Annotated in this window: 24 protein-coding genes; 22 read left to right on the forward strand and 2 right to left on the reverse strand. The window is 72.5% G+C overall.

Features of this window, described 5'->3' with window-relative positions; translation table 11 throughout:
• Positions 1 to 45: 45 nt before the first annotated feature.
• A complete protein-coding gene (locus tag ES689_RS03305) occupies positions 46 to 972 on the forward strand; it encodes a hypothetical protein (RefSeq protein ID WP_146900133.1) in 927 nt (308 codons plus the stop codon).
• Here the strand turns inward: ES689_RS03305 and ES689_RS03310 are convergent.
• On the reverse strand, positions 953 to 1,981 hold the full coding sequence (locus ES689_RS03310) for an asparaginase (protein ID WP_146900135.1): 1,029 nt from the start codon (positions 1,979 to 1,981) through the stop codon (positions 953 to 955). The two genes, ES689_RS03305 and ES689_RS03310, sit on opposite strands and share 20 nt — an antisense overlap.
• A 35-nt stretch (positions 1,982 to 2,016) precedes the next feature.
• On the opposite strand from ES689_RS03310, the gene ES689_RS03315 reads away from it, so the two are divergent.
• The 20 genes from ES689_RS03315 to rbfA all read left to right on the forward strand — a co-directional run bounded on the left by ES689_RS03315 (position 2,017) and on the right by rbfA (position 23,685).
• Entirely contained in the window at positions 2,017 to 2,496 is a 480-nt protein-coding gene (locus ES689_RS03315; RefSeq protein WP_146900138.1) for an OsmC family protein, read from the forward strand.
• Between the two features lie 143 nt (positions 2,497 to 2,639).
• Positions 2,640 to 3,203: an FKBP-type peptidyl-prolyl cis-trans isomerase gene (locus tag ES689_RS03320; RefSeq protein ID WP_146900141.1), complete on the forward strand. Its 564-nt coding sequence runs from the start codon at positions 2,640 to 2,642 to the stop codon at positions 3,201 to 3,203.
• Positions 3,204 to 3,205: 2 nt separating this feature from the next.
• Entirely contained in the window at positions 3,206 to 4,192 is a 987-nt protein-coding gene (locus ES689_RS03325; protein WP_146900144.1) for an FKBP-type peptidyl-prolyl cis-trans isomerase, read from the forward strand.
• A 53-nt stretch (positions 4,193 to 4,245) separates the two neighbouring features.
• Positions 4,246 to 5,322 carry a 1-deoxy-D-xylulose-5-phosphate reductoisomerase gene (gene dxr, locus ES689_RS03330; RefSeq protein WP_146900146.1) on the forward strand — a complete coding sequence of 359 codons (1,077 nt, stop codon included), beginning with the start codon at positions 4,246 to 4,248 and terminating at the stop codon, positions 5,320 to 5,322.
• Positions 5,323 to 5,450: 128 nt separating this feature from the next.
• Positions 5,451 to 6,782, forward strand: coding sequence for an RIP metalloprotease (locus ES689_RS03335; RefSeq protein WP_146900149.1), 1,332 nt, complete (start codon positions 5,451 to 5,453; stop codon positions 6,780 to 6,782).
• Positions 6,783 to 6,843: 61 nt separating this feature from the next.
• On the forward strand, positions 6,844 to 7,992 hold the full coding sequence (ispG, locus tag ES689_RS03340; RefSeq protein WP_191330158.1) for a flavodoxin-dependent (E)-4-hydroxy-3-methylbut-2-enyl-diphosphate synthase: 1,149 nt from the start codon (positions 6,844 to 6,846) through the stop codon (positions 7,990 to 7,992).
• A 646-nt stretch (positions 7,993 to 8,638) separates the two neighbouring features.
• The gene (locus ES689_RS03345; protein WP_146900152.1) at positions 8,639 to 9,556 is read left to right on the forward strand and encodes a MetQ/NlpA family ABC transporter substrate-binding protein; all 918 of its coding nucleotides are present in this window, start codon (positions 8,639 to 8,641) and stop codon (positions 9,554 to 9,556) included.
• Between the two features lie 79 nt (positions 9,557 to 9,635).
• Positions 9,636 to 10,685: a methionine ABC transporter ATP-binding protein gene (locus ES689_RS03350; protein WP_146900155.1), complete on the forward strand. Its 1,050-nt coding sequence runs from the start codon at positions 9,636 to 9,638 to the stop codon at positions 10,683 to 10,685.
• Between the two features lie 2 nt (positions 10,686 to 10,687).
• Positions 10,688 to 11,347, forward strand: a complete 660-nt coding sequence (locus ES689_RS15790; RefSeq protein WP_146900158.1) for a methionine ABC transporter permease — start codon at positions 10,688 to 10,690, stop codon at positions 11,345 to 11,347.
• Positions 11,348 to 11,376: 29 nt separating this feature from the next.
• Positions 11,377 to 12,411, forward strand: coding sequence for an AAA family ATPase (locus ES689_RS15795; RefSeq protein ID WP_370512322.1), 1,035 nt, complete (start codon positions 11,377 to 11,379; stop codon positions 12,409 to 12,411).
• 5 nt (positions 12,412 to 12,416) lie between these two features.
• The gene (locus tag ES689_RS03365; protein ID WP_146900161.1) at positions 12,417 to 13,298 is read left to right on the forward strand and encodes a DUF58 domain-containing protein; all 882 of its coding nucleotides are present in this window, start codon (positions 12,417 to 12,419) and stop codon (positions 13,296 to 13,298) included.
• Entirely contained in the window at positions 13,291 to 13,770 is a 480-nt protein-coding gene (locus tag ES689_RS03370) for a hypothetical protein (protein ID WP_146900164.1), read from the forward strand. Before ES689_RS03365 ends, ES689_RS03370 begins: the two co-directional genes overlap by 8 nt.
• Positions 13,761 to 14,762 (forward strand): VWA domain-containing protein, encoded by a 1,002-nt coding sequence (locus ES689_RS03375; protein WP_146900167.1) that lies wholly within the window; start codon positions 13,761 to 13,763, stop codon positions 14,760 to 14,762. Before ES689_RS03370 ends, ES689_RS03375 begins: the two co-directional genes overlap by 10 nt.
• Complete coding sequence (locus ES689_RS03380; protein WP_223269357.1) at positions 14,759 to 15,823, forward strand: VWA domain-containing protein; 1,065 nt, start codon at positions 14,759 to 14,761, stop codon at positions 15,821 to 15,823. The genes ES689_RS03375 and ES689_RS03380 overlap by 4 nt, the downstream gene beginning before the upstream one ends.
• Complete coding sequence (locus ES689_RS15525; protein WP_191330160.1) at positions 15,820 to 16,665, forward strand: hypothetical protein; 846 nt, start codon at positions 15,820 to 15,822, stop codon at positions 16,663 to 16,665. Before ES689_RS03380 ends, ES689_RS15525 begins: the two co-directional genes overlap by 4 nt.
• A gap of 78 nt (positions 16,666 to 16,743) precedes the next feature.
• On the forward strand, positions 16,744 to 18,507 hold the full coding sequence (locus ES689_RS03385; protein WP_146900170.1) for a proline--tRNA ligase: 1,764 nt from the start codon (positions 16,744 to 16,746) through the stop codon (positions 18,505 to 18,507).
• 152 nt (positions 18,508 to 18,659) lie between these two features.
• Positions 18,660 to 19,646: a transcription termination factor NusA gene (gene nusA / locus ES689_RS03390; protein ID WP_146900173.1), complete on the forward strand. Its 987-nt coding sequence runs from the start codon at positions 18,660 to 18,662 to the stop codon at positions 19,644 to 19,646.
• A gap of 236 nt (positions 19,647 to 19,882) precedes the next feature.
• Entirely contained in the window at positions 19,883 to 20,131 is a 249-nt protein-coding gene (locus ES689_RS03395) for a YlxR family protein (protein ID WP_370512323.1), read from the forward strand.
• A 95-nt stretch (positions 20,132 to 20,226) separates the two neighbouring features.
• Complete coding sequence (gene infB / locus ES689_RS03400; RefSeq protein WP_146900179.1) at positions 20,227 to 23,040, forward strand: translation initiation factor IF-2; 2,814 nt, start codon at positions 20,227 to 20,229, stop codon at positions 23,038 to 23,040.
• Between the two features lie 96 nt (positions 23,041 to 23,136).
• Positions 23,137 to 23,685, forward strand: a complete 549-nt coding sequence (gene rbfA / locus ES689_RS03405) for a 30S ribosome-binding factor RbfA (protein WP_146900181.1) — start codon at positions 23,137 to 23,139, stop codon at positions 23,683 to 23,685.
• 1 nt (position 23,686) lies between these two features.
• Here the strand turns inward: rbfA and ES689_RS03410 are convergent, their stop codons facing one another.
• Positions 23,687 to 24,556, reverse strand: a complete 870-nt coding sequence (locus ES689_RS03410) for an A/G-specific adenine glycosylase (protein ID WP_191330162.1) — start codon at positions 24,554 to 24,556, stop codon at positions 23,687 to 23,689.
• Positions 24,557 to 24,612: 56 nt separating this feature from the next.
• Between ES689_RS03410 and ES689_RS03415 the strand changes: the two genes are divergently transcribed.
• On the forward strand, positions 24,613 to 25,176 hold the full coding sequence (locus tag ES689_RS03415; protein WP_146900184.1) for a hypothetical protein: 564 nt from the start codon (positions 24,613 to 24,615) through the stop codon (positions 25,174 to 25,176).
• Positions 25,177 to 25,210 lie beyond the last annotated feature (34 nt).

Here is a 25,210-nt window from a genome sequence, read left to right on the forward strand (position 1 = left end):
GGGGAAGCTCACCACGAGGTGCGTCCGTCGTGATGGGCTGGCCTCGTGTCCGACCCCGTCCTCCGCAGCAGCGCCTCCGCCTCCGTCGTGTTGCCCGGTCCGCCGACCAGCCCGTCGCCGTGGGCCCTCGCCGTGGCCGCCGCCGTGGTCGCCGGCGTGGCGGTCGGCGGTGCAGGAGCTGCGCGGGCAGACCTCGACCTCGTCGCGGCGCTCTCCTCGGGGGCGTCGGTCATGGCGGCCCAGGCCCTCGGACTGCTCGCCTCGCGACGGGCCAGCCGGGTCGCGCACGGCCGCTGGGACAAGGCCCTCGACGAGACCGAGGCGGTCTGCCTCGCCCGGCTCGAGTCCCGTCGTCGGGCCCTGCTCCGTCTCTGGCCGACGTCGGCCGACCTCGCGGACCGACTGCGTCGAGGTGAGGCCTCGCCGGTCGTCGGCCGGCCCTCGCTCGTCGTGCTCGGCGTCGGCACGGTCGAGAGCGGCATCGTCCTCCTGGGCGACACGGGCGGGGCCGTCGTGGGCCCGGCGCGCGCCGTGGCTCTCCGGGAGCGCGTCGCCGACCTGCCGGACGGACCGCTCTGCGTCGACACGGCGGGGGGCCTGCACGTGAGGGGACCGAGCATCCTCGCTCGTTCGCTGGCGGGCGGCTACCGTGCCCAGCTCCGGCACCGAGGCGCTGACGAGTGCGTCGTGACCTGGCAGTCGGTCGGGGCTGCTCCCGCCGAGGCGAGGCTGGGCCCGACCGCAGGAGGCGGGGCCTCCCTCGCCGCCTGCGTCCTCGAGATCTCGAGCCTGGGTGCCGTGACGGTCGTCCGCCGTGACGGCTCGGCCTGCGAGGTGCCGGTCACGCCCGCGTGGACGTCCCTGCTCGACGCCCCCGGTGCCTCCGGTGCGCTGGACGTCCCGGGTCGTTCCGAGGTGCTCGACGGTCTCGGGGACAGGAGGCGGGAGCCGCTCAGGCCCGAGTGCCGGTGAGCCCCTCGCCGAGGCGGAGGGAGCCGACCGGGACCCCGCCGCCGAGCACCTTCTCGAGCGTGGCCGAGGTCACGCGGTCGGCGGCGGCCTGCTCCACGACGCCCTGCTCGACCAGGAGGTGCAGGGCGACGAGCGTGCCGGCGCGGACGTTGCCGTCCAGCACCTTGACCGCGACGCCGACACCGCCCGTGGTGCCCATCACCATGACGCCCTCGGCCCCCAGCTTCGCGAAGACGCCGAGCTCGTCGATCGTCACTGTGTTGTCCCGTCCCGGTCCGTCGATCGCCCACGCGTCGGCGAGCACCGAGCGGACGAGGTGCCCGGCGTCGGGGTCGCGGTCGTCGCGCACGTCGCCGGCTGACCCGGCCACCCGGGCGACGGCCCGCGCGAGTCCCGTGACGGTCGTGGCGAACACGGGCGCGCCGCAGCCGTCGGTGCCGGCGTGGTCGATGACCTCGCTGGTGAACTCGGCGACGGTCTCGCGCACGGCGGCCTGCAGCGGGTGGTCGATCGCGGTGTAGGTCGCCGTGTCCCAGCCCTGCGCGTCGCAGGCGAGGAGGAACGCGGCGTGCTTGCCCGAGCAGTTCATGGCTGCGCGTCGGGGCTCGTCGAGCAGGCGGGCGCTGCGGCGGTCGCCGGGCCAGTCCGCGGGGCAGAGCAGGTCGTGCTCGTGGTGGTCGCCGCGGGCGAGCATCGCCTCGACGACCTCGAGGTGGGCGGACGTGCCCGCGTGGCTCGCGGTCGACAGCACCGCCTGCGGGCCCTGCAGCTCGACGCCGGCGCGCAGCACCGTGAGCGCCTGCAGCGGCTTGAGGCACGACCGCGGGTAGATCGAGGCTCCGACGTCGCCGACCGAGCGCAGGACGGCTCCGTCGGGCCCGACGACCACCCCGGCGCCGAGGTGCCTGCTCTCCTCGAGACCGGAGCGGACGAGGACGGCGAGCTCGACGCTCCCGTCGGCGGTCAGGGGGCGGCGCGTGCCGGCCGCAGAGCTGCTCAGGTGGGTCATGATGGGGAGTGTATCGACGCCCCGAGGAGGACCCCGTGCTCGACCACCACTACGCAGTCGACCTGGCCTGGACCGGCGACCGGGGCGTCGGCACCGCGTCGTACCGCAGCTACGGCCGTGACGCCACCCTCTCCGCCGCCGGCAAGCTGCACGAGATCGAGGGGTCGGCCGACCGCACGTTCCACGGCGACGCCGATCGCTGGAACCCGGAGGAGCTGCTGCTCGCTGCCCTGGCCGAGTGCCACCTCCTCAGCTACCTGCACGTGGCCGCGTCCGCGGGCGTGGTGGTGCTCGCCTACCGCGACTCCGCCGAGGGCTCCATGACGCAGACCTCCGACGGGGGAGGGCGCTTCACGTCGGCCACGCTGCGGCCCGTCGTGACCGTCGCCGACGCGTCCATGGTCGAGCTCGCGGGCACCCTGCACGCCGAGGCCGCCCGCAAGTGCTTCATCGCGGCGTCCGTCGCGTTCCCCGTGGGCCACGAGCCGACCACGCTGGTGGCCACGGCGTCCTGATCCCTGATCCCTGCTGCCGCGCCGTGGCAGGCAGACGGCCGTTCAGCAGCCCCTCCGACGCGGTGGGGCAGAATGGGCGGGACCGGTGCCCTGTGCGCCGCCCCGGCCCCGAGCCGTCCCCGCCCCTCGATCGAGAGACTCCCATGCGCCGCTCCCTCTCCCTGCTCGCCGTCCCCGTCCTCGTGCTGGGCCTCGCCTCCTGCGCCTCCGAGGCGAGCACCGGCGACACCGCGACCTCCGCGCCGTCCTCGTCGTCGAGCGCCCCCTCCGACGTGCCCACCCGCGCCAGCGGCGAGGCGCAGGAGGCGCAGGCCGGCTTCCCGACCGTCGAGCTCGACTCCGACGGCCGCCCGACCGTCACGCTGCCCGGCACGGAGGCGCCGACCGAGCTGCAGGTCGAGACCCTGATCAAGGGCGACGGCGCCGTCGTCGAGGACGGCGCCCAGGTCACCGTGCAGTACCAGGGGTCGCTCTGGAGGGACGGCACGGTCTTCGACGAGAGCTGGAAGCGCGGCGAGCCGACCACCTTCGGCACCGGCCAGGTCATCCCCGGCTTCGCCGCGGGCATCGTCGGCCAGACGGTCGGCTCGCAGACCCTCGTCGTGATCCCGCCGGCCGAGGGCTACGGCGACGCCGGCGCCCCCCAGGCCGGCATCGCGGGCGACGACACGCTCGTCTTCGTGATCGACATCCTGGCCGCGAACTGACCGTGACGGCTGCCGGTCGCCGCGCGCGCCTCCTCGGCCTGATCGGGGTCCCGCTCCTCGCGGCGGCCCTGGTCGGCTGCACGGACGACGCGGCGCCCGAGCCGTCGGCGACCACGCCCGGGGCGAGCGCGGCCGCGACGGCCTGCCTCGGCGGCGGGGCCGAGGCCGACTCGGTCGAGGTGTCGGGCGAGGTCGGGCAGAAGCCGACCATCGCACTGTCCGGCCCCCTCGGCGCGGCGACGAGCCAGCGGGCCGTGGTCTCGCAGGGCACCGGGCCCGAGACGAAGTCCGGCGACGTCGTCCAGGTGGCCGTGACGGTCTTCGACGCGACGACCGGCGCCGAGCTGAGCTCCGCCGGCTACGAGCGCGGCAGCGGCGAGCAGCTCACGATCAGCGCCGACTACTACGTGCCCGGCCTCGAGGCCGCGCTGCTCTGCAACCAGGCCGGCTCCCGCTCGGTCACGGTGGCCAGCGCCGCCGACATGCAGCCGGCCCAGACGGGCACCGCCCCGCCGAACGCGGCGGCCGTGATCGTCGTCGACACGTTCTCGATCGTGCCGACGCGCGCGACCGGCGTCGACCAGCCCGCGCAGTCGGGCTTCCCCGAGGTGGCGCTCGCCGACGACGGCCGTCCGACCGTGACGATCCCCGACGCCGACCCGCCGGCCGAGCTGCAGGTCGAGGTGCTCAAGAAGGGCGACGGCGAGGTCGTCCCCGACCCGGCCAACGTGACCGTCCAGTACCAGGGCGTCAACTGGCGCGACGGGGAGGTCTTCGACGAGAGCTGGGGCAAGGGCACCCCGACCCCGTTCTCGACCGCGCAGGTCGTCCCGGGCTTCGCGGCGGCGATGATCGGCCAGACCGTCGGCTCGCAGGTGCTCGTCGTCGTCCCGCCCGCCGAGGGCTACGGCGACGGCGGACAGCCGAGCGCAGGCATCGAGGGCGGCGACACGCTCGTGTTCGTCATCGACGTCCTCGCCGTGGCCTGAGCGGCACCTGCTCAGCACGGGCCGAGGGCCGGCCACGCCCCTAGGCTGACCGCATGCGTCGCGTCATCCTCCTCGGCTCCACCGGCTCCATCGGCGTGCAGGCGCTCGACGTGGTCGCCGCCAATCCCGACCTGTTCACCGTCGTCGGGCTTTCGGCCGGCTCGAACGCCGCCCTGCTGGCCGAGCAGGCCGCCCGCTTCGGAGTCGAGCACACCGCGCTCGGCACCGACGAGTCGGTCGCCCTCGTCCGCGACGTCGAGGCCGACGTCGTCGTGAACGGCATCACCGGGAGCGTCGGCCTTGCGCCGACCCTCGCCGTGCTCGACTCGGGCGCCACCCTGGCCTTGGCCAACAAGGAGAGCCTGATCGTCGGCGGCGACCTCGTGCGCCAGCGCGCTCGTCCCGGCCAGATCGTGCCCGTCGACTCCGAGCACTCGGCCATCGCCCAGGCGCTCCGGTCCGGCGACCGCGGCGAGGTCCGTCGTCTCGTGCTCACCGCCTCCGGCGGGCCCTTCCGCGGCCGGACGCGCGCCTCCCTCGCCGACGTCACCCCCGCCGAGGCCCTCGCGCACCCCACGTGGGACATGGGCCGGGTCGTCACGACCAACTCGTCGACCCTCGTCAACAAGGGGCTCGAAGTGATCGAGGCGCACCTGCTCTTCGACGTCGACTACGACCACATCGACGTGACGGTGCACCCGCAGTCGATCGTGCACTCCATGGTCGAGTTCGTCGACGGCTCCACGATCGCCCAGGCGTCGCCGCCCGACATGCGGCTGCCGATCTCGCTCGGGATGGCCTGGCCCGACCGCGTCCCGGGCGTGGGCGTGCCGCTCGACTGGACCACCGCCTCCACCTGGACCTTCGAGCCGCTCGACGACGAGGCCTTCCCCTCGGTGCTGCTCGCGAAGCAGGTCGGCCGGGCGGGCGCCACGTGGCCGGCCGTGTTCAACGCGGCCAACGAGCAGGCGGTGCACGCGTTCCACGACGGCAGGGTCGGCTACCTCGGCATCCTCGACACCGTGCGCGAGGTCGTCGACCGGCACACGGCCGGGCCGAGCACCCTCGAGGGCGTGCTCGAGGCCGAGCGCTGGGCCCGCGAGGCGGCCGACGCGCTCCTCGCCCGCTAGCGACGCCGGTCCGTCCCGCCGGGGCCGGGCACCCCTCCGAGTCGAGGAGGCGCGGGCACCGACCGCTCACAGCGTCGCCATGGCCGGCGCGGGGCCGGTTCCCCGTCTCGGACGGCTACCCTTGCCCGGTGGAAACCGTCCTGCTCTACCTGCTCGGCATCGTCGTGATCGTCATCGGGCTCGCCGTCTCGATCGCGCTGCACGAGATCGGGCACCTCGTGCCGGCGAAGAAGTTCGGCGTCAAGGTCGGGCAGTACATGATCGGCTTCGGGCCGACGATCTTCTCCCGCCGCCGGGGCGAGACCGAGTACGGCGTCAAGGCGCTGCCGCTCGGCGGCTACATCTCGATGTCGGGCATGTACCCGCCGGCACGCGACGGCCAGAAGGGCCGCACGGCGAGCACGGGCTTCTTCCAGACCCTGGTGCAGGACGCACGCACCGCGAGCGCCGACACAGTCGACCAGGGCGACGAGCACCGCACCTTCTACCGGCTGCCCGTCTACAAGCGGATCATCATCATGCTCGGCGGCCCGACGATGAACCTGCTCATCGCGATCGTGCTCTTCACGATCCTGCTGTGCGGCTTCGGCACGGCCCAGTCGAGCACCACCGTGGGCCTCGTGAACCAGTGCGTGCTGCCCGCCGGGTCGACCGAGACCGAGTGCCCGGCCGACGCCACGGCGGCGCCTGCCTTCGCGGCCGGGATGGAGAACGGCGACCGCATCGTGTCGATCGACGGCGTGGCGATGACCGACGGCGACCAGGTGACGAGCGCTTTCCGTGCCGCCCCCGACGAGGCGCTCAGCGTCGTCGTCGAGCGCGACGGCAGCGAACAGACGCTCGAGGTGACACCCGCGCTGTCCGCCCGCCAGGTGCTCGACTCGGCTGGCGTGCCCGTCGTCGGCGACGACGGCGCCCCGGTCACCCAGGAGGTCGGCTTCGTCGGCATCGGCTTCGCGACGGTGACGGTGCAGCAGCCGATCACGGCCGTGCTGCCGACCGTCGGCACGAACATCGGCCACGTCGCGAACGTCATCGTGCACCTGCCGCAGCGCATGGTCGCCGTCGCCCAGGCCGCGTTCGGCGGGGGAGAGCGCGACGCCAACGGCCCCGTGAGCGTCGTCGGCGTCGGCCGGATGGCAGGCGAGGTGGTCAGCCTCGACACCGTGCCGTTCATCGACCGGGCCGCGTTCCTCGTGAGTCTGCTCGCCAGCCTCAACGTCGCCCTGTTCGTCTTCAACCTCGTGCCGCTGATGCCCCTGGACGGCGGCCACGTGGCCGGTGCGCTCATCGAGGCGATCCGTCGTGGATTCGCCAAGCTGTTCCGCCGCCCCGACCCCGGGCCCGTCGACACGGCGAAGGTCATCCCGCTCACCTTCGCGGTGGTGATCGTCCTGGGCGGCATGGGGCTGCTGCTCGCGTACGCCGACATCGTCAACCCGATCTCGCTGATCCGCTGATCTGCTGAGCGTCCTCGGCCCCGGCATCGTGCGCCCAGCGCACGGGTCTACGATCGAGGACGTGCCTGCAGTCAATCTCGGAATGCCGAAGGTCCCCGAAACCCTTGCCCCGCGACGCAAGTCGCGGCAGATCAAGGTCGGCAAAGTCCTCGTCGGAGGCGACGCTCCCGTCAGCGTCCAGTCGATGACCACCACGCCCACCACCAACATCAACGCGACTCTCCAGCAGATCGCCGAGCTCACCGCCTCGGGCTGCGACATCGTCCGCGTCGCCGTCCCGAGCCGCGACGACGCCGAGACGCTGCCGATCATCGCGAAGAAGAGCCAGATCCCGGTCATCGCGGACATCCACTTCCAGCCGAACTACGTGTTCCAGGCGATCGACGCCGGCTGCGCGGCCGTGCGCGTCAACCCCGGCAACATCCGCAAGTTCGACGACCAGGTCGGCAAGATCGCCGCCGCGGCGAAGGCCGCCGGCGTGTCCATCCGCATCGGGGTCAACGCCGGCTCGCTCGAGCCCAGCCTGCTCCAGAAGTACGGCAAGGCCACGCCCGAGGCCCTCGTCGAGTCCGCGGTGTGGGAGGCGTCGCTCTTCGAGGAGCACGACTTCCACGACTTCAAGATCTCGGTCAAGCACAACGACCCGGTCATCATGGTCAAGGCCTACCGCCAGCTCGCCGAGCGCGGCGACTGGCCCCTGCACCTCGGCGTCACCGAGGCGGGCCCCGAGTTCCAGGGCACGATCAAGTCGGCCACGGCCTTCGGCATCCTCCTCGGCGAGGGCATCGGCGACACCATCCGCGTGAGCCTCAGCGCTCCTCCCGCGCAGGAGGTCAAGGTGGGCCTCCAGATCCTCCAGTCGCTGAACCTGCGCGAGCGCAAGCTCGAGATCGTCAGCTGCCCCAGCTGCGGTCGCGCACAGGTCGACGTCTACAAGCTCGCCAACGACGTCACCGACGGCCTCGAGGGGATGACGGTCCCGCTCCGCGTCGCGGTCATGGGCTGCGTCGTCAACGGCCCGGGCGAGGCTCGCGAGGCCGACCTCGGCGTCGCGTCCGGCAACGGCAAGGGCCAGATCTTCGTCAAGGGCGAGGTCATCAAGACCGTGCCCGAGTCCGAGATCGTCCAGACCCTCATCGACGAGGCCAACCGCCTGGCGGCCGAGATGCCCCCGGGCGAGGTCGGCTCGCCGCAGGTCCTGACGGTCTAGTCACGCGCGCCGCCCGGCCCGCAGCTCACTGCACCGGGAAAAGTGCACTGCACCGCGTTTCGTGCACTGCACCGTATCCGGACCCGGTGCAGTGCACGAAACGCGGTGCGATGTCGCACGGCGAGGCGGCGACGGAGAGTCGGCTGAGGCGAGTCGGCGGCGGCCAGCTGTCGCGAGACAGCGGCCCCGGCCGCGAGGCCTGCCCCCGGTCTGCGCCACGTCGCCTGCATCCCCGGGTCTCGCCGCACCTCCTCGAATCCAGGAGGTGCGGGTCGAGCAATCCTGATCCGTGCACGATTCAGGAGCCCGAGTCCTGCGCAACCGCAACTCAGGACTCAGAGTCCTGAATGGGAGGGCACCGAGCGCGTGCCGTGCGATGCCCTCGTGTCGTTCGCCGCACCTCCTCGAGCTCAGGAGGCGCGGGTCGGGATGTCCTGACCCGTGCACGCATCAGGAGCGCGAGTCCTGAGCAACCGCATTCAGGACTCGGAGTCCTGAATGCGGCGGTCGGCCCACGCCGGTGTGTCGCCGTGTGACGCGCCGATTGTGACCCGGTCCGCCTCTCCGGTCACGATGGAGGGACGCACGGTCGTGGTGCCGGCACCAGCAGCCGGCGACGTGCGCAGCACCGTCTGAGAGGAACGTCATGTCCGAGGCAACACCCCTGATCGAGGCCCCGAAGAAGAAGCGCGGACGCCTGGTCGCCCTCGTCGTCGCGGTCGTCGTCGTGCTCGCCGCCGTGGGCGTCGGCATCGCCGTCGCGAACCGGGGAGGGGACGCCGTGCGGATCGGCGTGGTCGGCGCGAGCGACCCGTACTGGGCGACGTTCACGCAGGCAGCCGCCGACGAGGGCATCGACGTCGAGATCGTCGACTTCGCCAACTACGAGCAGCCGAACCCGGCGCTGACCGAGGGCGAGCTCGACCTCAACCAGTTCCAGCACATCGTCTACCTCGCTCAGTACGACGTGTCGGCCGACGCCGACCTCGTGCCGATCGGGTCGACGGCCATCTACCCGCTGCCCCTCTACTCTCAGGAGCACACCTCGCTCGGCCAGTTCAGCAAGGGCGACACGGTCGCCGTGCCCGACGACGCGAGCAACCTCGCCCGTTCGCTGCTCGTCCTGCAGTCCAACGGCCTGATCGAGCTGAAGGACGGCGGGGACGTCTTCTCCGGCCTCGACGACATCGACACCGAGGCCTCGACGGTCACGGTCTCGCCCGTCGCCGCCGACCTGGCCGCGACGTCGCTGCCCGACTTCGACGGGGCGATCATCAACAACGAGTACGCGACCAAGGCGGGCCTCTCGCCCGACTCGATCATCGCGACCGACGACCCGTCCGACCCTGCCTCGCTGCCGTACGTCAACGTCTTCGCGACCCGCGAGGGCGACGCGGACAACGAGACCTACCAGAAGCTCGTCCAGATCTACCAGGACACGAAGTCCGTGACGGACGGCGTGGTCGAGAACTCCGGCGGCACGGCGCTCGTCACGAAGGTGCCCGTCGCCGACCTGCGCGAGTCGCTGGACCAGACCAAGGAGCTCGTGGAGCAGAACGGCTGACGCCGCCTGCCCCGCCGGGCCCGACCCGCTCGCCACGACGGCGCGCGGGTCGGGCCCTTCCGACCGTGACGAGGAGACCATGCCCGCCATCACCCTGACCGACGTCGTCAAGACCTATCCGCCCCGAGAGAAGGGCGCCGCTCCGCTGACGGCGGTCGACGGCGTCAGCCTCGAGATCGCCGACGGCGAGATCTTCGGGATCATCGGCTACTCCGGCGCCGGCAAGAGCACGTTGGTGCGGCTGATCAACGCCCTGGAGCCGACCACGAGCGGTCGGATCGAGATCGACGGGCGACCCGTGACGGGGCTGCGCGAACGCGAGCTGCGGGGGGTGCGCGCCGGCATCGGGATGATCTTCCAGCAGTTCAACCTGTTCTCGTCGAAGACGGTGTGGGGCAACGTCGAGTTCCCCCTCAAGGCAGCCGGCGTGCCCAAGTCCGAGCACCAGCGACGCATCAGCGAGCTGCTGCACTTCGTCGGGCTGGCCGACAAGGCCCACGCCCGTCCGGACCAGCTGTCGGGCGGGCAGAAGCAGCGCGTCGGGATCGCCCGCGCGCTCGCGACGTCCCCCGGCGTGCTGCTCGCCGACGAGGCCACCAGCGCGCTCGATCCCGAGACCACGCAGGAGGTGCTGGCCCTGCTCCGGCGGGTCAACGCCGAGCTGGGCATCACCATCGTCGTCATCACGCACGAGATGGACGTCATCAAGTCGATCGCCGACCGCGTCGCGGTGATGGACCGGGGCCGGGTCGTCGAGATAGGGCGCACCTTCGAGGTGTTCTCCGCCCCGCGCGAGGCGTCGACCCGGCGCTTCGTCTCCACCGTCGTCGCGGGCTCGCCGCAGGGCGACGACCTCGCGGCGCTCCGTCGACGCCACGAGGGCCGCCTCGTGACGGTCCGCGTCTCCGAGGGCGGGGTCGACCAGCAGCAGGTCTTCGGCGTGCTGGCCCGCCACGGCGTCCGCTTCGAGATCGTGTTCGGGGGCATCGACGAGATCGGCGGTCGCACCTTCGGCACCCTGACCCTCGCGCTCACGGGTGCGGACGCCGACGTCTCGGCCGCCGTCGCCGAGCTCGGCGACGCCGCCGCCGAGCTCCCCGCCACGACCCAGGACGCGGAGGCGCGCTGACCATGGAATCCCTCATCGACCTGCAGCCCCAGCTGTGGAAGGCCGCCTACGAGACGGTCTACATCGTCGCCCTGACCCTGCTCTTCGGCGGGCTCGGCGGGCTCCTCCTCGGGCTCGCCCTCTACCTCACTCGCGAGGGCGCCCTCTTCGCGAACCGCGTCGTCTTCGGCGTGCTCAACGTGGTCGTCAACGTGTTCCGGCCCATCCCGTTCATCATCTTCCTCGCGGCCGCGCAGCCCCTCGCCCGCGCCGTCGTGGGCACCGGGGTCGGCAACACGGCCATCATCTTCACGCTCTCCCTGGCGGCCTCGTTCGCCATCTCGAGGATCGTCGAGCAGAACCTGCTCACCGTGCAGCCGGGCGTCGTCGAGGCGGCCAGGGCGGCCGGTGCCGGGCCGTTCCGGATCATCGGCAGCATCGTGCTGCCCGAGGCGCTCGGCCCGCTGATCCTCGGCTACACGTTCATCTTCGTCGCGCTCGTGGACATGTCGGCGGTCGCCGGCTACGTCGGCGGCGGCGGGCTGGGCGCCTTCGCCCTGCTCTACGGCTACCGGCAGTTCGACCCCGTGGTCACGTGGGGCGCGGTGCTGCTCATCATCGTGCTGGTGCAGCTCGTCCAGTTCCTGGGCAACCACCTCGCGAGGAGGGCGCTCCGGCGGTGACGTCGGACGCCTCGGTTACAGTGGGCCGCGTGACCGACACCTCGACGACGCCTCCGCCTCCCGCCGCGGTCGGCACCCCGATCAGCCCCGCCGACCTCGAGCGGGCGGCCAGCGTCGTCGGTGCCGTGTCGCACGCGTTCTCGCGCAAGGTGGTGGGTCAGACGGGCCTCCGCGACACGCTGCTGATCGCTCTCATCACCGGCGGCCACGTGCTTCTCGAGAGCGTCCCCGGGCTGGCCAAGACGACCGCGGCGGCGACGCTCGCGCAGTCCGTCGAGGCGAGCTTCACCCGCATCCAGTGCACGCCCGACCTGCTGCCGAGCGACATCACCGGCACCCAGATCTACGACGCCCAGAAGTCGACCTTCGTCACGCAGCTCGGCCCGGTGCACTCGAACTTCGTGCTGCTCGACGAGATCAACCGCTCGAGCGCGAAGACCCAGAGCGCGATGCTCGAGGCGATGCAAGAGCGACAGACGAGCATCGGCGGCACCGTGTACCCGCTGCCGCGGCCGTTCCTCGTGCTCGCCACACAGAACCCGATCGAGCAAGAGGGCACGTACCAGCTGCCCGAGGCACAGCTCGACCGGTTCCTCCTCAAAGAGGTGCTCGACTACCCGTCTCCCGCCGAGGAGGCCGAGGTCATCCGGCGCATCGAGGCCGGCGTCTACGACGAGCAGCAGGTCGACGCCCCCACGGGCGTGTCGCTCGACGACGTGGTGTGGCTGCAAGAGCTGGCCAAGCGCGTCTACGTCGACGCGTCGATCGTCAACTACATCGTGCAGCTGATCTACGTGACGCGGCACCCGCAGCAGTACGTCCCCGGCAGCCTGGCCGACTACGTCCAGTTCGGCGCGAGCCCGCGGGCGAGCATCGCCTTCATGCAGGCCGCGCGCGCCCTGGCCCTGCTGCACGGTCGCGACTACGTCATCCCGGAGGACGTGAAGCACCTCCGGCACGGTGTGCTCCGTCACCGCATCATCCTGGGCTACGAGGCGACGGCGGACGACGTGGCCCCCGAGACGATCATCGACGCCGTCTTCGCCTCCGTGCAGACTCCCTGACGACCGTGGCGAGCCTCCTCCTCAGGGTGCGCACGAAGATGTCCCTGTTCGCGCACCGCCGCACCCTCGACCTGCTCGAGGGCGGCTGGGCGTCCGTCCACCACGGGCGCAGCCACGACTTCGACGACCTCAGGGCCTACGTGCCCGGCGACGAGGTGAAGGACATCGACTGGAAGGCCACCGCGCGTCACGGCGAGCCGCTGGTGAAGCGCTACGTCGCCAGCAGGAGGCGCTCGCTCGTCCTCGTCGTCGACACCGGTCGCAACATGGCCGCGACGGCGGCCAGCGGCGAGACCAAGAAGGAGATCGCGATCATGGCGGCCGGCGCGCTGGGCTACATCGCGTCGCGGCACGGCGACGTCGTCGCCCTCGTCGCCGGCGACGAGGGCGGAACCGTCGCCCTGCCTGCCGGCGCCACCGAGGCGCATCTCGAGCGCCTCCTCCGCCAGGTCGACCGTCGGGTCTCGCTCGACGCCCCTCGGAGCGACCTCCGGGCGGTCCTCGACTGGGTCGCCCGGGGAGTCCGGCGCCGGTCGATCCTCGTCGTGGTGACCGACGACGTCGTCGTCGACGCCGAGCTGGTGCGTCTGCTCCGGCGGCTCAGGGCACAGCACGAGATCGTCTGGGTCACGGTGGGCGACGCCGACCTCATGACGAGGTCGGGCCACGCGCGGGACGTGTACGACGTGCAGGAGGTGACGGCTCTCCCGGCGTACCTGCGCGAGAACGCGGCGCTGCGACGCGCCTTCGACGAGTCGTCGGAGCAGCGTGCGGACGACGCGGGCCGCCAGCTGCAGGCGCTGGGCATCAGCAGCCAGAGGCTGCCGAGCCAGGCTGCCGTGGTCCCGGGGCTCTTCACGCTGATGGAGAAGCACCGCCGTGCTTGACGACAAGGGCTTCTTCGGTCCGTACCAGTACCCGCTCTGGGGCCTGTGGCTGGTGCTCGGCCTGTTCCTCCTGGCCCTCGTCGTCGCGTGGATCGTGTTCGTGCTGCGCTTCTCCGCCCGGCGACTGCCTCCGTCGGCCCGTCGCGCTGCCGCGTCGGCCGTCGTCGACCTGCCGTCCGTCCGCTTGCGCTACCTGGGCCTCATCGACGAGGTGCAGGCGGCCTCGCGCGACGGCCGCCTCGGCGAGCGGGCCGTGCACAGCCGGCTCAGCCTCCTCCTCCGGTTCTTCGTGCACGAGACGGCGGGCGCGGACACGCACGTGATGACCCTGGCCGACCTGCGCGAGGCCGATCTGCCCCGCGTGGCCGACGCGGTCGAGCAGTGGTACCCGCCCGCCTTCGCCCAGCAGCACCCCGGCGACCCCGACCGGGCGGCCGAGACCGCTCGCGAGGTGGTGCGCTCGTGGTCCTGATCTGGTGGTGGGCACTCCTGGCGGCCCTCGTCGTGTCGGGTCTCGGCGCGTGGCTCTGGCTCGTGGCGCGCCGCCGCGAGCGTGCCCGACTCCGCCGTGCCGGCACCCCGGTCGCCCACAGCGAGCGCCTGACCGAGCTCCCCGTGTACCGGCGGCTCGTCGCGCGCTACCGGGCCGCCCTCGTGGGCGCTCTCGTCCTCGTGATCGCCCTCGCCGGGCTCGGCGCCCTCCTGGTCGCGCGGCCCGGCACGGTCCAGGTCGTCGAGCCGCCCTCCTACAAGCGCGACATCGTCCTCTGCCTCGACGTCTCGGGGTCGATGACCGAGGTCGACTCCCAGATCGTCGCGACCTTCGCCGAGCTCGCCTCGGGGCTCGACGGGGAGCGGATCGGCCTGACCCTGTTCGACAGCTCGTCCGTCCAGGCCTTCCCGCTCACCGACGACTACGACTTCGTCGCCGAGCAGCTGGGCCGGTACCGTGCCTCGTTCGACAGCGCAGGAGAAGACGGCACGCGCTACTGGACGGGAACGGACCTCGGGCAGGGCGCCTCGCTGATCGGCGACGGCCTCGCCTCCTGCGCCCTCAGCTTCGACGGAGGCAGCGAGAGCACGCGACCGAAGTCGATCGTGTTGGCGACCGACAACTACGTGAACGGCGCGGCCCTGCTGACGCTCGACGACGCCGGGCAGCTCGCGACCGACCGCGGCATCAGGGTCTACGCCCTGAACCCCGCCGACTACTCGGACGACGCGGTCGCCGACGAGGTCGCCGGCGAGCTGCGCACGGTCGCGGAGTCGACCGGGGGCGGCTACTACGCGCTCGACGGCGCGACGACCGTGACCGAGGTCGTCCAGCGGATCGACGACCAGGAGGCGGGCCTCTTCACCGGGACCCGTCGCCTCGTCACGACCGATGCCCCGCAGGCCGCGGTGATCATCGCGCTCCTGGCGGCCGCGGCGTCGTTCGTCCTGCTCTGGCGGGTGCGGCTGTGACGGCCGTCGCCGGCTCGCTGCCCGCCGCGGTGGTGCTGCAGCCCGTGCTCCCGTGGTGGCTGCTCGTGGCCGTCGGCGGCGCTTTGCTGGGCTTCGTCGGGTGGAGGGTCGTCGCCGAGCGAGGCGACCGCCGCCTCCTCCGCAGCTGGGTGCGTCGCCTCGTGATCGTCGCGCTGCTGCTCGTCGTGGCCGTGCGTCCCGGCGTGCCCGGAGGCAGCGCGCAGGCGTCCTCGGCGGCGCTCAACGTGTTCTTCGTCGTCGACACCACCTCGAGCATCGCGGCGGAGGACTGGGACGGCGACCGCCCGAGGCTCGAGGGCGTCCGGAGCGACGTCGACGACATCGCGAGCGAGCTCGCCGGCGCCCGCTTCTCGCTCATCTCGTTCGACAGCACCGCCGTGCTCCGCACCCCGCTCACCGACGACGCCGCGGCCGTCGTGACGGCGGCCTCCGTGATGAACCAGGAGATCACCTACTACTCCAGCGGCAGCAGCATCACCGAGGCCTCCGAGCTCCTGGCCGAGCGGCTGCGGGAGGCGCGCGAGGCCGACCCCGAGAGGGCGAACGTCGTCTACTACCTGGGCGACGGAGAACAGACGGCCGACGAGGCGCCCGGCTCGTTCGCGGCGGCCGCGGCGGACGTCGACGGGGGAGCCGTGCTCGGCTACGGGACGGCCGCGGGCGGGCGCATGAAGGTCTTCGACGGGTACGGCGACGCCTACAGCAGCACCGAGTACATCAAGGACAGGACGCAGCCGGGCGAGCCGGACGCCCTCTCGGTGATCGACGAGGACGCCCTCCGCACGATGGCCTCCCAGCTCGGCGTCGACTACGACCACCGGGAGGCCGACACGGGCGTCGAGGCCGTCGTCGCCGACGCCCGCGACGGCGCGGTCGACTCCGACGAGGGGCGTGCCGAGGCCGTCGTCGACCTCTACTGGATCGCCGCCGTCCCGCTGTTCCTGCTCGCCCTGGTCGAGGTGGCCGTCGTCGCCCGCGCCCTCGCCGAGATCCGCGTCCGGCCCCGGGCCGACCGCACACCAGGAAGGACGTCGTCGTGACCGACACCCTCGCCGCTCGGCCGGTCGGCCCTCCGCCCGCCGGCGAGCCGGACCGCGACCGTACGGCTGCCGCTGAGCCGAGCGTCGAGCAGTACCGTCGGCGGCTCCGCCGTCGCCTGTTCCTCTGGTCGGCACCGGTCGTGCTCGTCGTGCTCGTCGTGGCGCTGAAGCTGCTCAGCCTCCCCCTCTTCGCAGCGCTCACGCAGCACGCTTACGAGGGGCGCGCCTTCGAGCGCGCCGCCTCGCTCACGGCGCCCCTCGGCGTGGCGAACGTCGTCGAGCCCTGGGTGCACCACTTCGACCGCGGCACGGCCTGGGCGCAGGTCGGCGTGCTCGACGTCGCCCGGGACGAGTTCGTCACGGCGCTCGACCTCGCCCCCGAGGGGGACGAGACCGTCTCGTGCGTCATCCGCACCGATCTCGTCCTCGTGATCGAGGCGCAGGGGGACGCCGCCCTGCTCGAGCTGCGGTACGCCGACGCCGAGCAGCTGTACGAGCTCGGGCAGACGACCATCGACGACGCTCCCGAGGGCTGCTTCCAGCCGCCGGACGACCCTCAGCAGCCGGACACGTCGCAGCCCCTCGACGACGCGCAGGGCAGGCTCGGCGACAAGCAGCAGCAGGCCGAGGGCGGCGACCAGGGCGACCCCTCCGGAGGCGACGGCTCGGATCCCGGCCAGGGCGGCGGGGACGACGGAGGCGACTCCGGCTCCGGCGGCGCCGACCCGCTCGACCAGCTGCAGCAGCAGGGCGACGAGAGCCAGCAGGAACGCCAGCAGGACGCCGACCGCGAGCGGTACTACGAGCAGGCGCCGGGGGAGTACGACGGCAAGCCCTGGTGACGCTGGCCGGCACCGGCACCGGCACCGGCCTCGGGCCGCCGAGCCTCGCCACCTGAGGCACGCCCCTATGCTGGGCGGGTGTCCACGCGCCTCTCCCAGCTCTTCGTCCGCACCCTCCGTGAAGATCCCTCCGACGCGGAGGTGACCAGCCACCGCCTCCTCGTCCGGGCCGGCTACATCCGCCGCCAGGCCCCCGGCGTCTTCGCCTGGCTGCCCCTAGGCCTCCGGGTCAAGGCCAAGATCGAGGCCGTCATCCGCGAGGAGATGACCGCCGCGGGTGCGCAGGAGGTGCACTTCCCTGCCCTGCTCCCGCGGGAGCCATACGAGGCCACCGGCCGCTGGACCGAGTACGGCGAGGGCATGTTCCGCCTCAAGGACCGCAAGGACGCGGACTACCTGCTCGCCCCGACGCACGAGGAGGCCTTCACGCTCCTGGTGAAGGACCTCTACTCGTCGTACAAGGACCTCCCGCTGACCCTGTTCCAGATCCAGGACAAGTACCGCGACGAGGCGCGGCCCCGTGCCGGCCTGCTGCGCGGCCGCGAGTTCACGATGAAGGACGCCTACTCGTTCGACGCGAGCGACGCCGGGCTCGAGGCCAGCTACCAGCTGCAGCGCGACGCCTACGAGCGGATCTTCACGCGTCTCGGCCTCGAGTACGTCATCGTCCAGGCCGACGCCGGCGCGATGGGCGGCTCGCGCTCCGAGGAGTTCCTGCACCCCACCGAGGTCGGCGAGGACACCTTCGTCCGCACGGCCGGCGGCTACGCCGCGAACGTCGAGGCCTTCACCACGGTCGTGCCCGAGTCGATCCCCCTCGAGGGGCTCGCCGAGGCCGTCGCCCTCGAGCCCGCCGACACCCCGACCATCGCCGGGCTCGTCGAGCAGCTGAACGACTCGCACCCGCGCGACGACGGCCGTCCCTGGACCGCCGGCGACACCCTCAAGAACGTCGTCGTCGCCCTGGTCCACCTGGACGGCACCCGCGAGGTCGTCGTCGTCGGGCTGCCCGGCGACCGTGACGTCGACGTGAAGCGCCTCGAGGTCGCCTTCGCGCCGGCCGAGGTCGAGGCCGCCGGCGACGCCGACTTCGCGCGGCACCCCGTGCTCGTCAAGGGCTACCTCGGGCCGCAGGTGCTCGGCAGCGAGTCCGAGTCGGGCATCCGCTACGTCGTCGACCCGCGGGTCGTCGACGGCTCCGCCTGGGTCACCGGCGCGAACGCTCCCCGCCTGCACGTCTCGGGCCTCGTCGCCGGCCGCGACTTCGTGCCGGACGCCGTCATCGAGGCGGCACAGGTGCGCGAGGGCGACCCGGCCCCCGACGGCTCCGGCCCCATCGAGACCGCCCGCGGCATGGAGATCGGCCACGTGTTCCAGCTCGGCCGCAAGTACGCCGAGGCGCTCGGCCTCAAGGTGCTCGACGAGAACGGCAAGCAGGTCACCGTCACCATGGGCTCGTACGGCATCGGCGTGACGCGCATCCTCGCGGTGATCGCCGAGGCGAACAACGACGCCAAGGGCCTCGTCTGGCCGGCGAACGTCGCGCCGTTCGACGTGCACGTCGTCGCGACGGGCAAGGACCCGGTCGTCTTCGAGGTGGCCGAGGCGCTCACCGCCGCGCTCGAGGCGCACCGCCTCGACGTGCTCTACGACGACCGCCCCAAGGTCTCGCCCGGGGTCAAGTTCGGCGACGCCGAGCTGCTCGGCGTGCCGCAGATCGTCGTCGTCGGCCGCTCGGCGGGCGAGGGGATCGTCGAGCTCTGGGACCGCCGCACGGGCGAGCGCACGCCCGTCCCGGTGGCCGAGGCCGTCGCGGCCCTGTCGGCTCCGCGCGCCTCCTGACGTCCCCGGCCCGCGCCTCCGCATGTCCTCCGGGACGCAGGAGGCGCGGGTCGCGCACGGTGCTCGGCCTCCGTCGCTCTCGGGTACCGTAGGGGGATGCTGTGCGCGCCACCGTGCGCGCAGCCTGAAGATCTGAACAGTGGAGGCCCTCAGTGGACATCGACCTGAGCGTGCTGCGCCTCATGGAGCGCGAGCGCGAGATCCCCTTCGAGGAACTCGTGGGGATCATCGAGCAGGCCATCCTCACGGCCTACCTCAAGCACACCGACCAGCCCGAGAGCCGCGTGCCGGCGGCCAGGGTCGAGCTCGACCGCAAGAGCGGACACGTGTCCGTGTTCGCGATCGAGCGCGACGAGGAGGGCGAGGTCGTCGGCGAGTCCGTCGACAGCCCCAGCGACTTCGGCCGCATCGCCGCCTTCGCCGCGAAGCAGGTGATCAACCAGCGCCTGCGCGACATCGGTGACGACAAGGTGCTCGGCCAGTTCAAGGGCCGGGAGGGCGACATCGTCGCCGGCGTGATCCAGCAGGGCCCCAACCCCCGCATGGTGCACGTCGACCTCGGCACGATCGAGGCCATCCTGCCGCCCGAGGAGCAGGTCCCCGGCGAGAAGTACGTCCACGGCTCGCGCATCCGCGTCTACGTGACCGGCGTCAGCAAGGGCACGAAGGGGCCGCAGATCACGGTCTCGCGGACGCACCCCTCGCTGGTGCGCAAGCTCTTCGCGCTCGAGGTGCCCGAGATCGCGAGCGGCGTCGTCGAGATCGTCTCGCTGGCCCGTGAGGCCGGACACCGCACCAAGATCGCGGTCCGCGCCACCGAGCCCGGCGTCAACGCCAAGGGCGCGTGCATCGGCGAGATGGGCGCTCGGGTCCGCGCCGTCCAGACCGAGCTCGGCGACGAGAAGATCGACATCGTCGACTACTCGAGCGACCTGCCCGTCTTCGTCGCGAGCGCGCTCTCGCCGGCGAAGGTGTCGTCGGCGTTCGTCATCGACCAGGCGACCAAGGCCGTCCGCGCCCTGGTGCCCGACTACCAGCTGTCCCTCGCCATCGGCAAGGAGGGGCAGAACGCCCGTCTCGCCGCGAAGCTCACGGGCGCGCGCATCGACATCCAGCCCGATTCGATCCTCGAGGACTAGGCCTGGATGTCGAGGCGCGCGCCGGGTCGACGACGCGCCAGCGTCGGCGGTCCGGTCCTGTGCCTGACCCATCCAGCCCGATTCGATCCTCGAGGACTAGTCGACCTCGACGCCGGGGCGGACGGCACACCACGCCGTTCGCCCCCGGCGTCTCCCGTCCGCCGACCCGAGGGGGTAGAGTGGTACCCGTAAGAACGTGCATCGGTACTCGAGCGCGCGCTCCACGGTCCTCACTCGTGAGGGTCGTCGCCCGTGACGGACGCTTGGTGGTCGATGAGACCGCCACGCTGCCCGGGCGGGGTGCGTGGTTGACGCCTTCGATGGACGCGTTCGAGTCGGCAGTGAAACGCAGGGCCTTCCGCCGTGCGCTCCGCCTCGACTCCGAGCCCGACACCGAGCCGCTCCGCGACCACCTGACGCGGCTGCGAGCCGATGCGCACACCCCGAGTTCCACCACGACCACTGGCCACGACAGAACAGGCTGACAGGCACATGGACAACTAATGAGCGGCTCGAAATGAGACCCGTCCAGAACTGACGGCTCCCTCCTGACCGGGAAGGGGCCCGAGACAGGAGAACTGTGGCTAAACCACGCGTACACGAGATCGCCAGCGAGCTGGGGATCGACAGCAAGACCGCACTAGAGAAGCTCAAGGAGATGGGCGAGTTCGTCAAGGGACCGTCCTCCAGCGTCGAGCCCCCCGTGGCCCGCAAGCTGCGCCAGGCCTTCGCCGGTGCCGCCGCAGCGGCGCCCAAGACCGCTGCCGCGCCCTCCGCGAGCACGAAGGCGTCGGCCCCCGCCGCCTCCTCGGCTCCGAAGCCCGGCGGGCCCCGTCCCGCCGCCCCCAAGCCTCCCGTCGCCGAGCAGCCCGCTGCTCCCGTCGAGGCCCCTGCCGCCGCTGACGACACGGAGGCGGCACCTGCCCCCGTGGCGCCGCTGACGGTCGCAGAGCGTCAGGCCCAGGCCGAGGCGCAGCGTGCCGCGGCCGCTGCCGCCAAGGAATCCGGCGCCGCGCCCGTCGCCGACGCTCCCGCCGAGTCCGGCGCCTCCGCGCCCAAGCCCGGCGGGCCCCGCCCCGGGGCTCCGGCTCCGCGCCCCGGCAACAACCCGTTCGCCAGCAACCAGGGCATGGGCCGCCCGAGCGCGCCCCGTCCCGGCGGCTCCGGCGCCGCGACCAGCATGCCCCGCCCCGGCGGAGCAGCAGGGCCGCGCCCGATGGCTCCCCGTCCCGGTGCTCCTCGTCCGGGCGCTCCGCGTCCCGGCGTCGGCGCCAGCCCCCGCCCCAACGGCTTCGGCCAGCGCCCCGCCGGTGCCGGCGGTCGTCCCGGCGGTGCCGGCGGCGGCTTCCAGCGTCCCGGCGGCGGTGCTCCCGGCGCGGCCGGCGGCTTCCGTCCCGGCTTCGGCGCTCCCCGCCCTGCGGGCGGCGGCGGCGGTGGCCGTGGTCGCGGCCCCGGCGGCGGCACGGCCGGCGCGTTCGGTCGCGGCGGCGGCAAGAGCAAGGCACGCAAGTCGAAGCGGACCAAGAGGGCCGAGTTCGAGATGCGCTCCGCCCCGTCGTTGGGCGGCGTCAGCGTCCCCCGCGGCGACGGCAGCACGATCGTCCGCCTTCGTCGCGGCGCGTCCATCAGCGACTTCGCCGACAAGATCGACGCCAGCCCCGGCAACCTGGTGACCGTCCTCTTCCACCTGGGAGAGATGGCGACCGCCACGGAGTCGCTCGACGACGCGACGTTCCAGGTGCTCGGCGAAGAGCTGGGCTACCGCATCCTCGTCGTCTCTCCCGAGGACGAGGACAAGGAGCTCCTCGAGGGCTTCGACATCGACCTCGAACAAGAGCTCGAGGACGAGGACGAGGCCGTGCTGCAGGTCCGTCCGCCCGTCGTCACGGTCATGGGCCACGTCGACCACGGAAAGACCCGACTGCTCGACGCGATCCGCAACGCGAACGTCGTCGCCGGCGAGGCGGGCGGCATCACGCAGCACATCGGTGCCTACCAGGTCTGGGCGCCCCACGAGGGCGTCGAGCGCGCCATCACCTTCATCGACACCCCGGGCCACGAGGCGTTCACCGCCATGCGTGCCCGCGGTGCCCAGGTGACCGACATCGCGATCCTCGTGGTCGCGGCGGACGACGGCATCATGCCGCAGACGGTCGAGGCGCTGAACCACGCCCAGGCGGCCAACGTGCCGATCGTCGTCGCGGTCAACAAGATCGACAAGGAGGGCGCGAACCCGGCCAAGGTGCGTCAGCAGCTGACCGAGTACGGCCTGGTCGCCGAGGAATACGGCGGAGACGTGATGTTCGTCGACGTGTCCGCACGCGACAACAAGAACATCGACGCGCTGCTCGAGGCCGTCCTCCTCACGGCCGATGCCGGTCTCGACCTGCGGGCGAACCCGGACAAGGACGCTCGTGGAGTCGCGATCGAGGCGCGCCTCGACAAGGGCCGCGGCGCCGTCGCGACCGTGCTCATCCAGTCGGGCACCCTGCGGGTGGGCGACGCGATCGTGGCGGGAACGGCCTACGGCCGGGTCCGCGCGATGATGGACGAGAACGGCGACACCGTCGACGAGGCCTTCCCGAGCCGTCCCGTGCTCGTGCAGGGGCTCTCGAGCGTTCCCCGTGCCGGCGACACCTTCCTCGTCACCGAGGAGGACCGCACGGCCCGTCAGATCGCCGAGAAGCGCGAGGCCGTCGAGCGCAACGCGTCGCTGGCCAAGGCCCGCAAGCGCATCTCGCTCGAGGACTTCACCCGTGCTCTCGAAGAGGGCAAGGTCGAGGCGCTCAACATCATCATCAAGGGCGACGTCTCGGGTGCCGTCGAGGCGCTCGAGGAGTCGTTGCTCAAGATCGAGGTGGACGACAGCGTGCAGCTGCGCATCATCCACCGCGGCGTGGGCGCCGTGACCGAGAGCGACGTCAACCTGGCGACCGTCGACAACGCGGTCATCATCGGGTTCAACGTCCGACCGGACACGAAGGCCCGCGAGCGTGCTGCCCGAGAGGGCGTCGACGTGCGCTTCTACTCGGTCATCTACGCCGCGCTCGAGGACATCGAGAACTCGCTCACGGGCATGCTCAAGCCCGAGTTCGAGGAGAAGCAGTCCGGTGTCGCGGAGATCCGCGAGATCTTCCGCTCGTCGAAGGTCGGCAACATCGCCGGCGTCATCGTGCGGTCGGGAACGATCACGCGGAACGCCCGTGCCCGTGTCATCCGCGAAGGCGTGGTGGTCGGCGACAACCTCGCCATCGACTCGCTGCGTCGCTTCAAGGACGACGTCACCGAGGTCCGCACGGACTTCGAGGCCGGCATCGGTCTCGGCAAGTTCAACGACATCCAGATCGGCGACGAGATCGAGACCATCGAGATGGTCGAGAAGCCGCGGGGCTGACGCCCGGCGACGCATCGTCAGAGGCCCTGCCACGACTACGGTCGGGGCGGGGCCTCACCCCTCTCGCCCCCGGGCGAACAGCAGAAGGAGCAACGAATGGTCGACGCACAGCGCGCCCGCAAGATGGCCGACCGCATCCACGAGATCGTGGCGCGGCGGCTCGAGCGCGGCATCAAGGACCCGCGCCTCGGGTTCGTCACCATCACCGACGTCAAGGTGACGGGCGACCTGCAGCACGCGTCCGTGTTCTACACGGTCTACGGCACCGACGAGGAGCGCGCGGACACCGGTGCCGCCCTCAAGTCCGCCACCGGCATGCTGCGCAGCGAGGTCGGCAAGAACATCACGGCCCGGCTCACCCCGAGCCTCGAGTTCATCCTCGACGCCCTGCCCGAGAACGCGGCGTCCATCGACCGCCTCCTGCAGGAGGCGCGCCAGCGCGACCACGAGAGCCAGACCGTCGCCGCCACGGCCGAGTACGCGGGCGACGCCGATCCCTACGTCAAGCCCCGCGACGAGGACGACTACGACGACGACCTCGACGACGACGCGGCCGACGAGGTCGTGCCGGTCCTCGACGAGGCCGACGTCGAGTCGGGCGCCGTCGACGACGGGATGGTCGAGCCCGACGGCTCCACCCGCTGACTCAGCTCGGCAGCGACCAGCCCTCGTCGGCCGACCCCGTGGCCAGCCCGTCACGGAGAAGGCCGGCGAGGGCTCTGTCGCGCTGGTCGGCGTCGGGCCACACCCGGGCGAGCTCGTCGCCCGTGACGGGCACGTCGCTCGCCCGGAGCTCGGCCATGACCAGTCCGCGCACCTGGCGGTCGGATCCGGCGAAGGCGGCCTGGCGGCGCAGGGGAGGACCGGCGTGCTCCGGCCGGCCGGCCAGCACCCACGCGCACTGCGCGACCAGCGGGCACTCGTCGCAGCGCGGCGACCGCGCCGTGCAGACGAGCGCGCCGAGCTCCATCACCGCCGCGCTGGCGACCCGGGCCTCGTCGACGTCGGTCGGCAGCTGCGACTCCATCGCCGGCAGGTCGCGGCGCGCGTTCGGGGCCCAGGGCTCGGCCAGGCCCTCCACGGCGCGGGCGAGCACTCGACGGACGTTCGTGTCGACGACCGGGTGCCGGTGGCCGTACGCGAACACGGCCACCGCGCGCGCGGTGTAGTCGCCGACGCCCGGCAGGGCGAGCAGCTCGGGCACGGTCTCGGGCACGACGCCGCCGTGCCGCTCCGTGATGAGGACGGAGGCGCCGTGCAGGGCGAGCGCGCGGCGCGGGTACCCGAGCCGGTCCCACGCGCGCACCGCCTCCGAGGCAGGGGAGGCGGCGAGGTCGGACGGCGTCGGCCAGCGCTCCAGCCACTGCTCGAGCCGGGGGACGACCCGCACGACCGGTGTCTGCTGCAGCATGACCTCGCTCACGAGGGTGCCCCAGGCCGTGAAGCCGGGCCGGCGCCAGGGCAGGTCCCGGCCGTGCTCGCGGAACCACGTCGAGACGGCAGGGGCGATGGTCACCGGACGATCCTACGGGCGCTCGGACCGCTGTCGGCGGCCCGGCCTAGGGTGACCGCATGACGACTCGCTGGGCCCCCGCCAAGAAGGACACGCTGCGCGCTCTCGCGACGGAGATCCTGCACAACTACTCGAGGGGTCGGGCGTTCGTCGCCGTCGACGGCCCCGCGGGTGCTGGTCAGTCGGCCTTCGCCGACGACCTCGCGGCCGCCCTCGTCGAGGCCGGCCACTCGGCCTTCCGTGCGTCGGTCGCCGACTTCGGCAGGCCGAGGGGCGAGGGAGGCGCGGTGGCCGACGGCGAGCCCGCCCCCGTCGACGGGGCGGTCCTCCGCCGCGTCCTCGTGGAGCCGTTCCGGCTGGGCGGCAGCACCGCGTGGGTCCCCGCCGCGTTCGACAGCGCGTCACAGCGCGAGGTCGAGCCGCGCTGGGTGACCGGCCCCGACGACGCCCTGCTCGTCGTCGACGGCGAGGCGCTCGGCCGCCCCGAGCTGGCGGGTCTCTGGAACTACACGGTCTGGGTGACTCCCGGCGGCGGCCGCGGCGGCCTGCGGGCCGTCGCCACTGCCGTCGTCGACGTATCCGACGCCGAGCACCCGCGCCGCGTGTTCGACGACGCGTGCTGAGCGTCGGCCAGGGCACGGTGCGGTAGCGTCGTCG

Origin of the sequence: Frigoribacterium sp. ACAM 257 (assembly GCF_007954365.1) — a bacterium.
Lineage (GTDB): Bacteria > Actinomycetota > Actinomycetes > Actinomycetales > Microbacteriaceae > Frigoribacterium.

Excerpts from the sequence above, each read along its gene's own strand:
- ES689_RS03310 (WP_146900135.1), bottom strand. The coding sequence starts at position 1,981 with ATGACCCACCTGAGCAGCTCTGCGGCCGGCACGCGCCGCCCCCTGACC.
- ES689_RS03320 (WP_146900141.1), top strand. The coding sequence starts at position 2,640 with ATGCGCCGCTCCCTCTCCCTGCTCGCCGTCCCCGTCCTCGTGCTGGGC.
- dxr (WP_146900146.1), top strand. The coding sequence starts at position 4,246 with ATGCGTCGCGTCATCCTCCTCGGCTCCACCGGCTCCATCGGCGTGCAG.
- ES689_RS03345 (WP_146900152.1), top strand. The coding sequence starts at position 8,639 with ATGTCCGAGGCAACACCCCTGATCGAGGCCCCGAAGAAGAAGCGCGGA.
- ES689_RS03350 (WP_146900155.1), top strand. The coding sequence starts at position 9,636 with ATGCCCGCCATCACCCTGACCGACGTCGTCAAGACCTATCCGCCCCGA.
- ES689_RS15790 (WP_146900158.1), top strand. The coding sequence starts at position 10,688 with ATGGAATCCCTCATCGACCTGCAGCCCCAGCTGTGGAAGGCCGCCTAC.
- rbfA (WP_146900181.1), top strand. The coding sequence starts at position 23,137 with ATGGTCGACGCACAGCGCGCCCGCAAGATGGCCGACCGCATCCACGAG.
- ES689_RS03415 (WP_146900184.1), top strand. The coding sequence starts at position 24,613 with ATGACGACTCGCTGGGCCCCCGCCAAGAAGGACACGCTGCGCGCTCTC.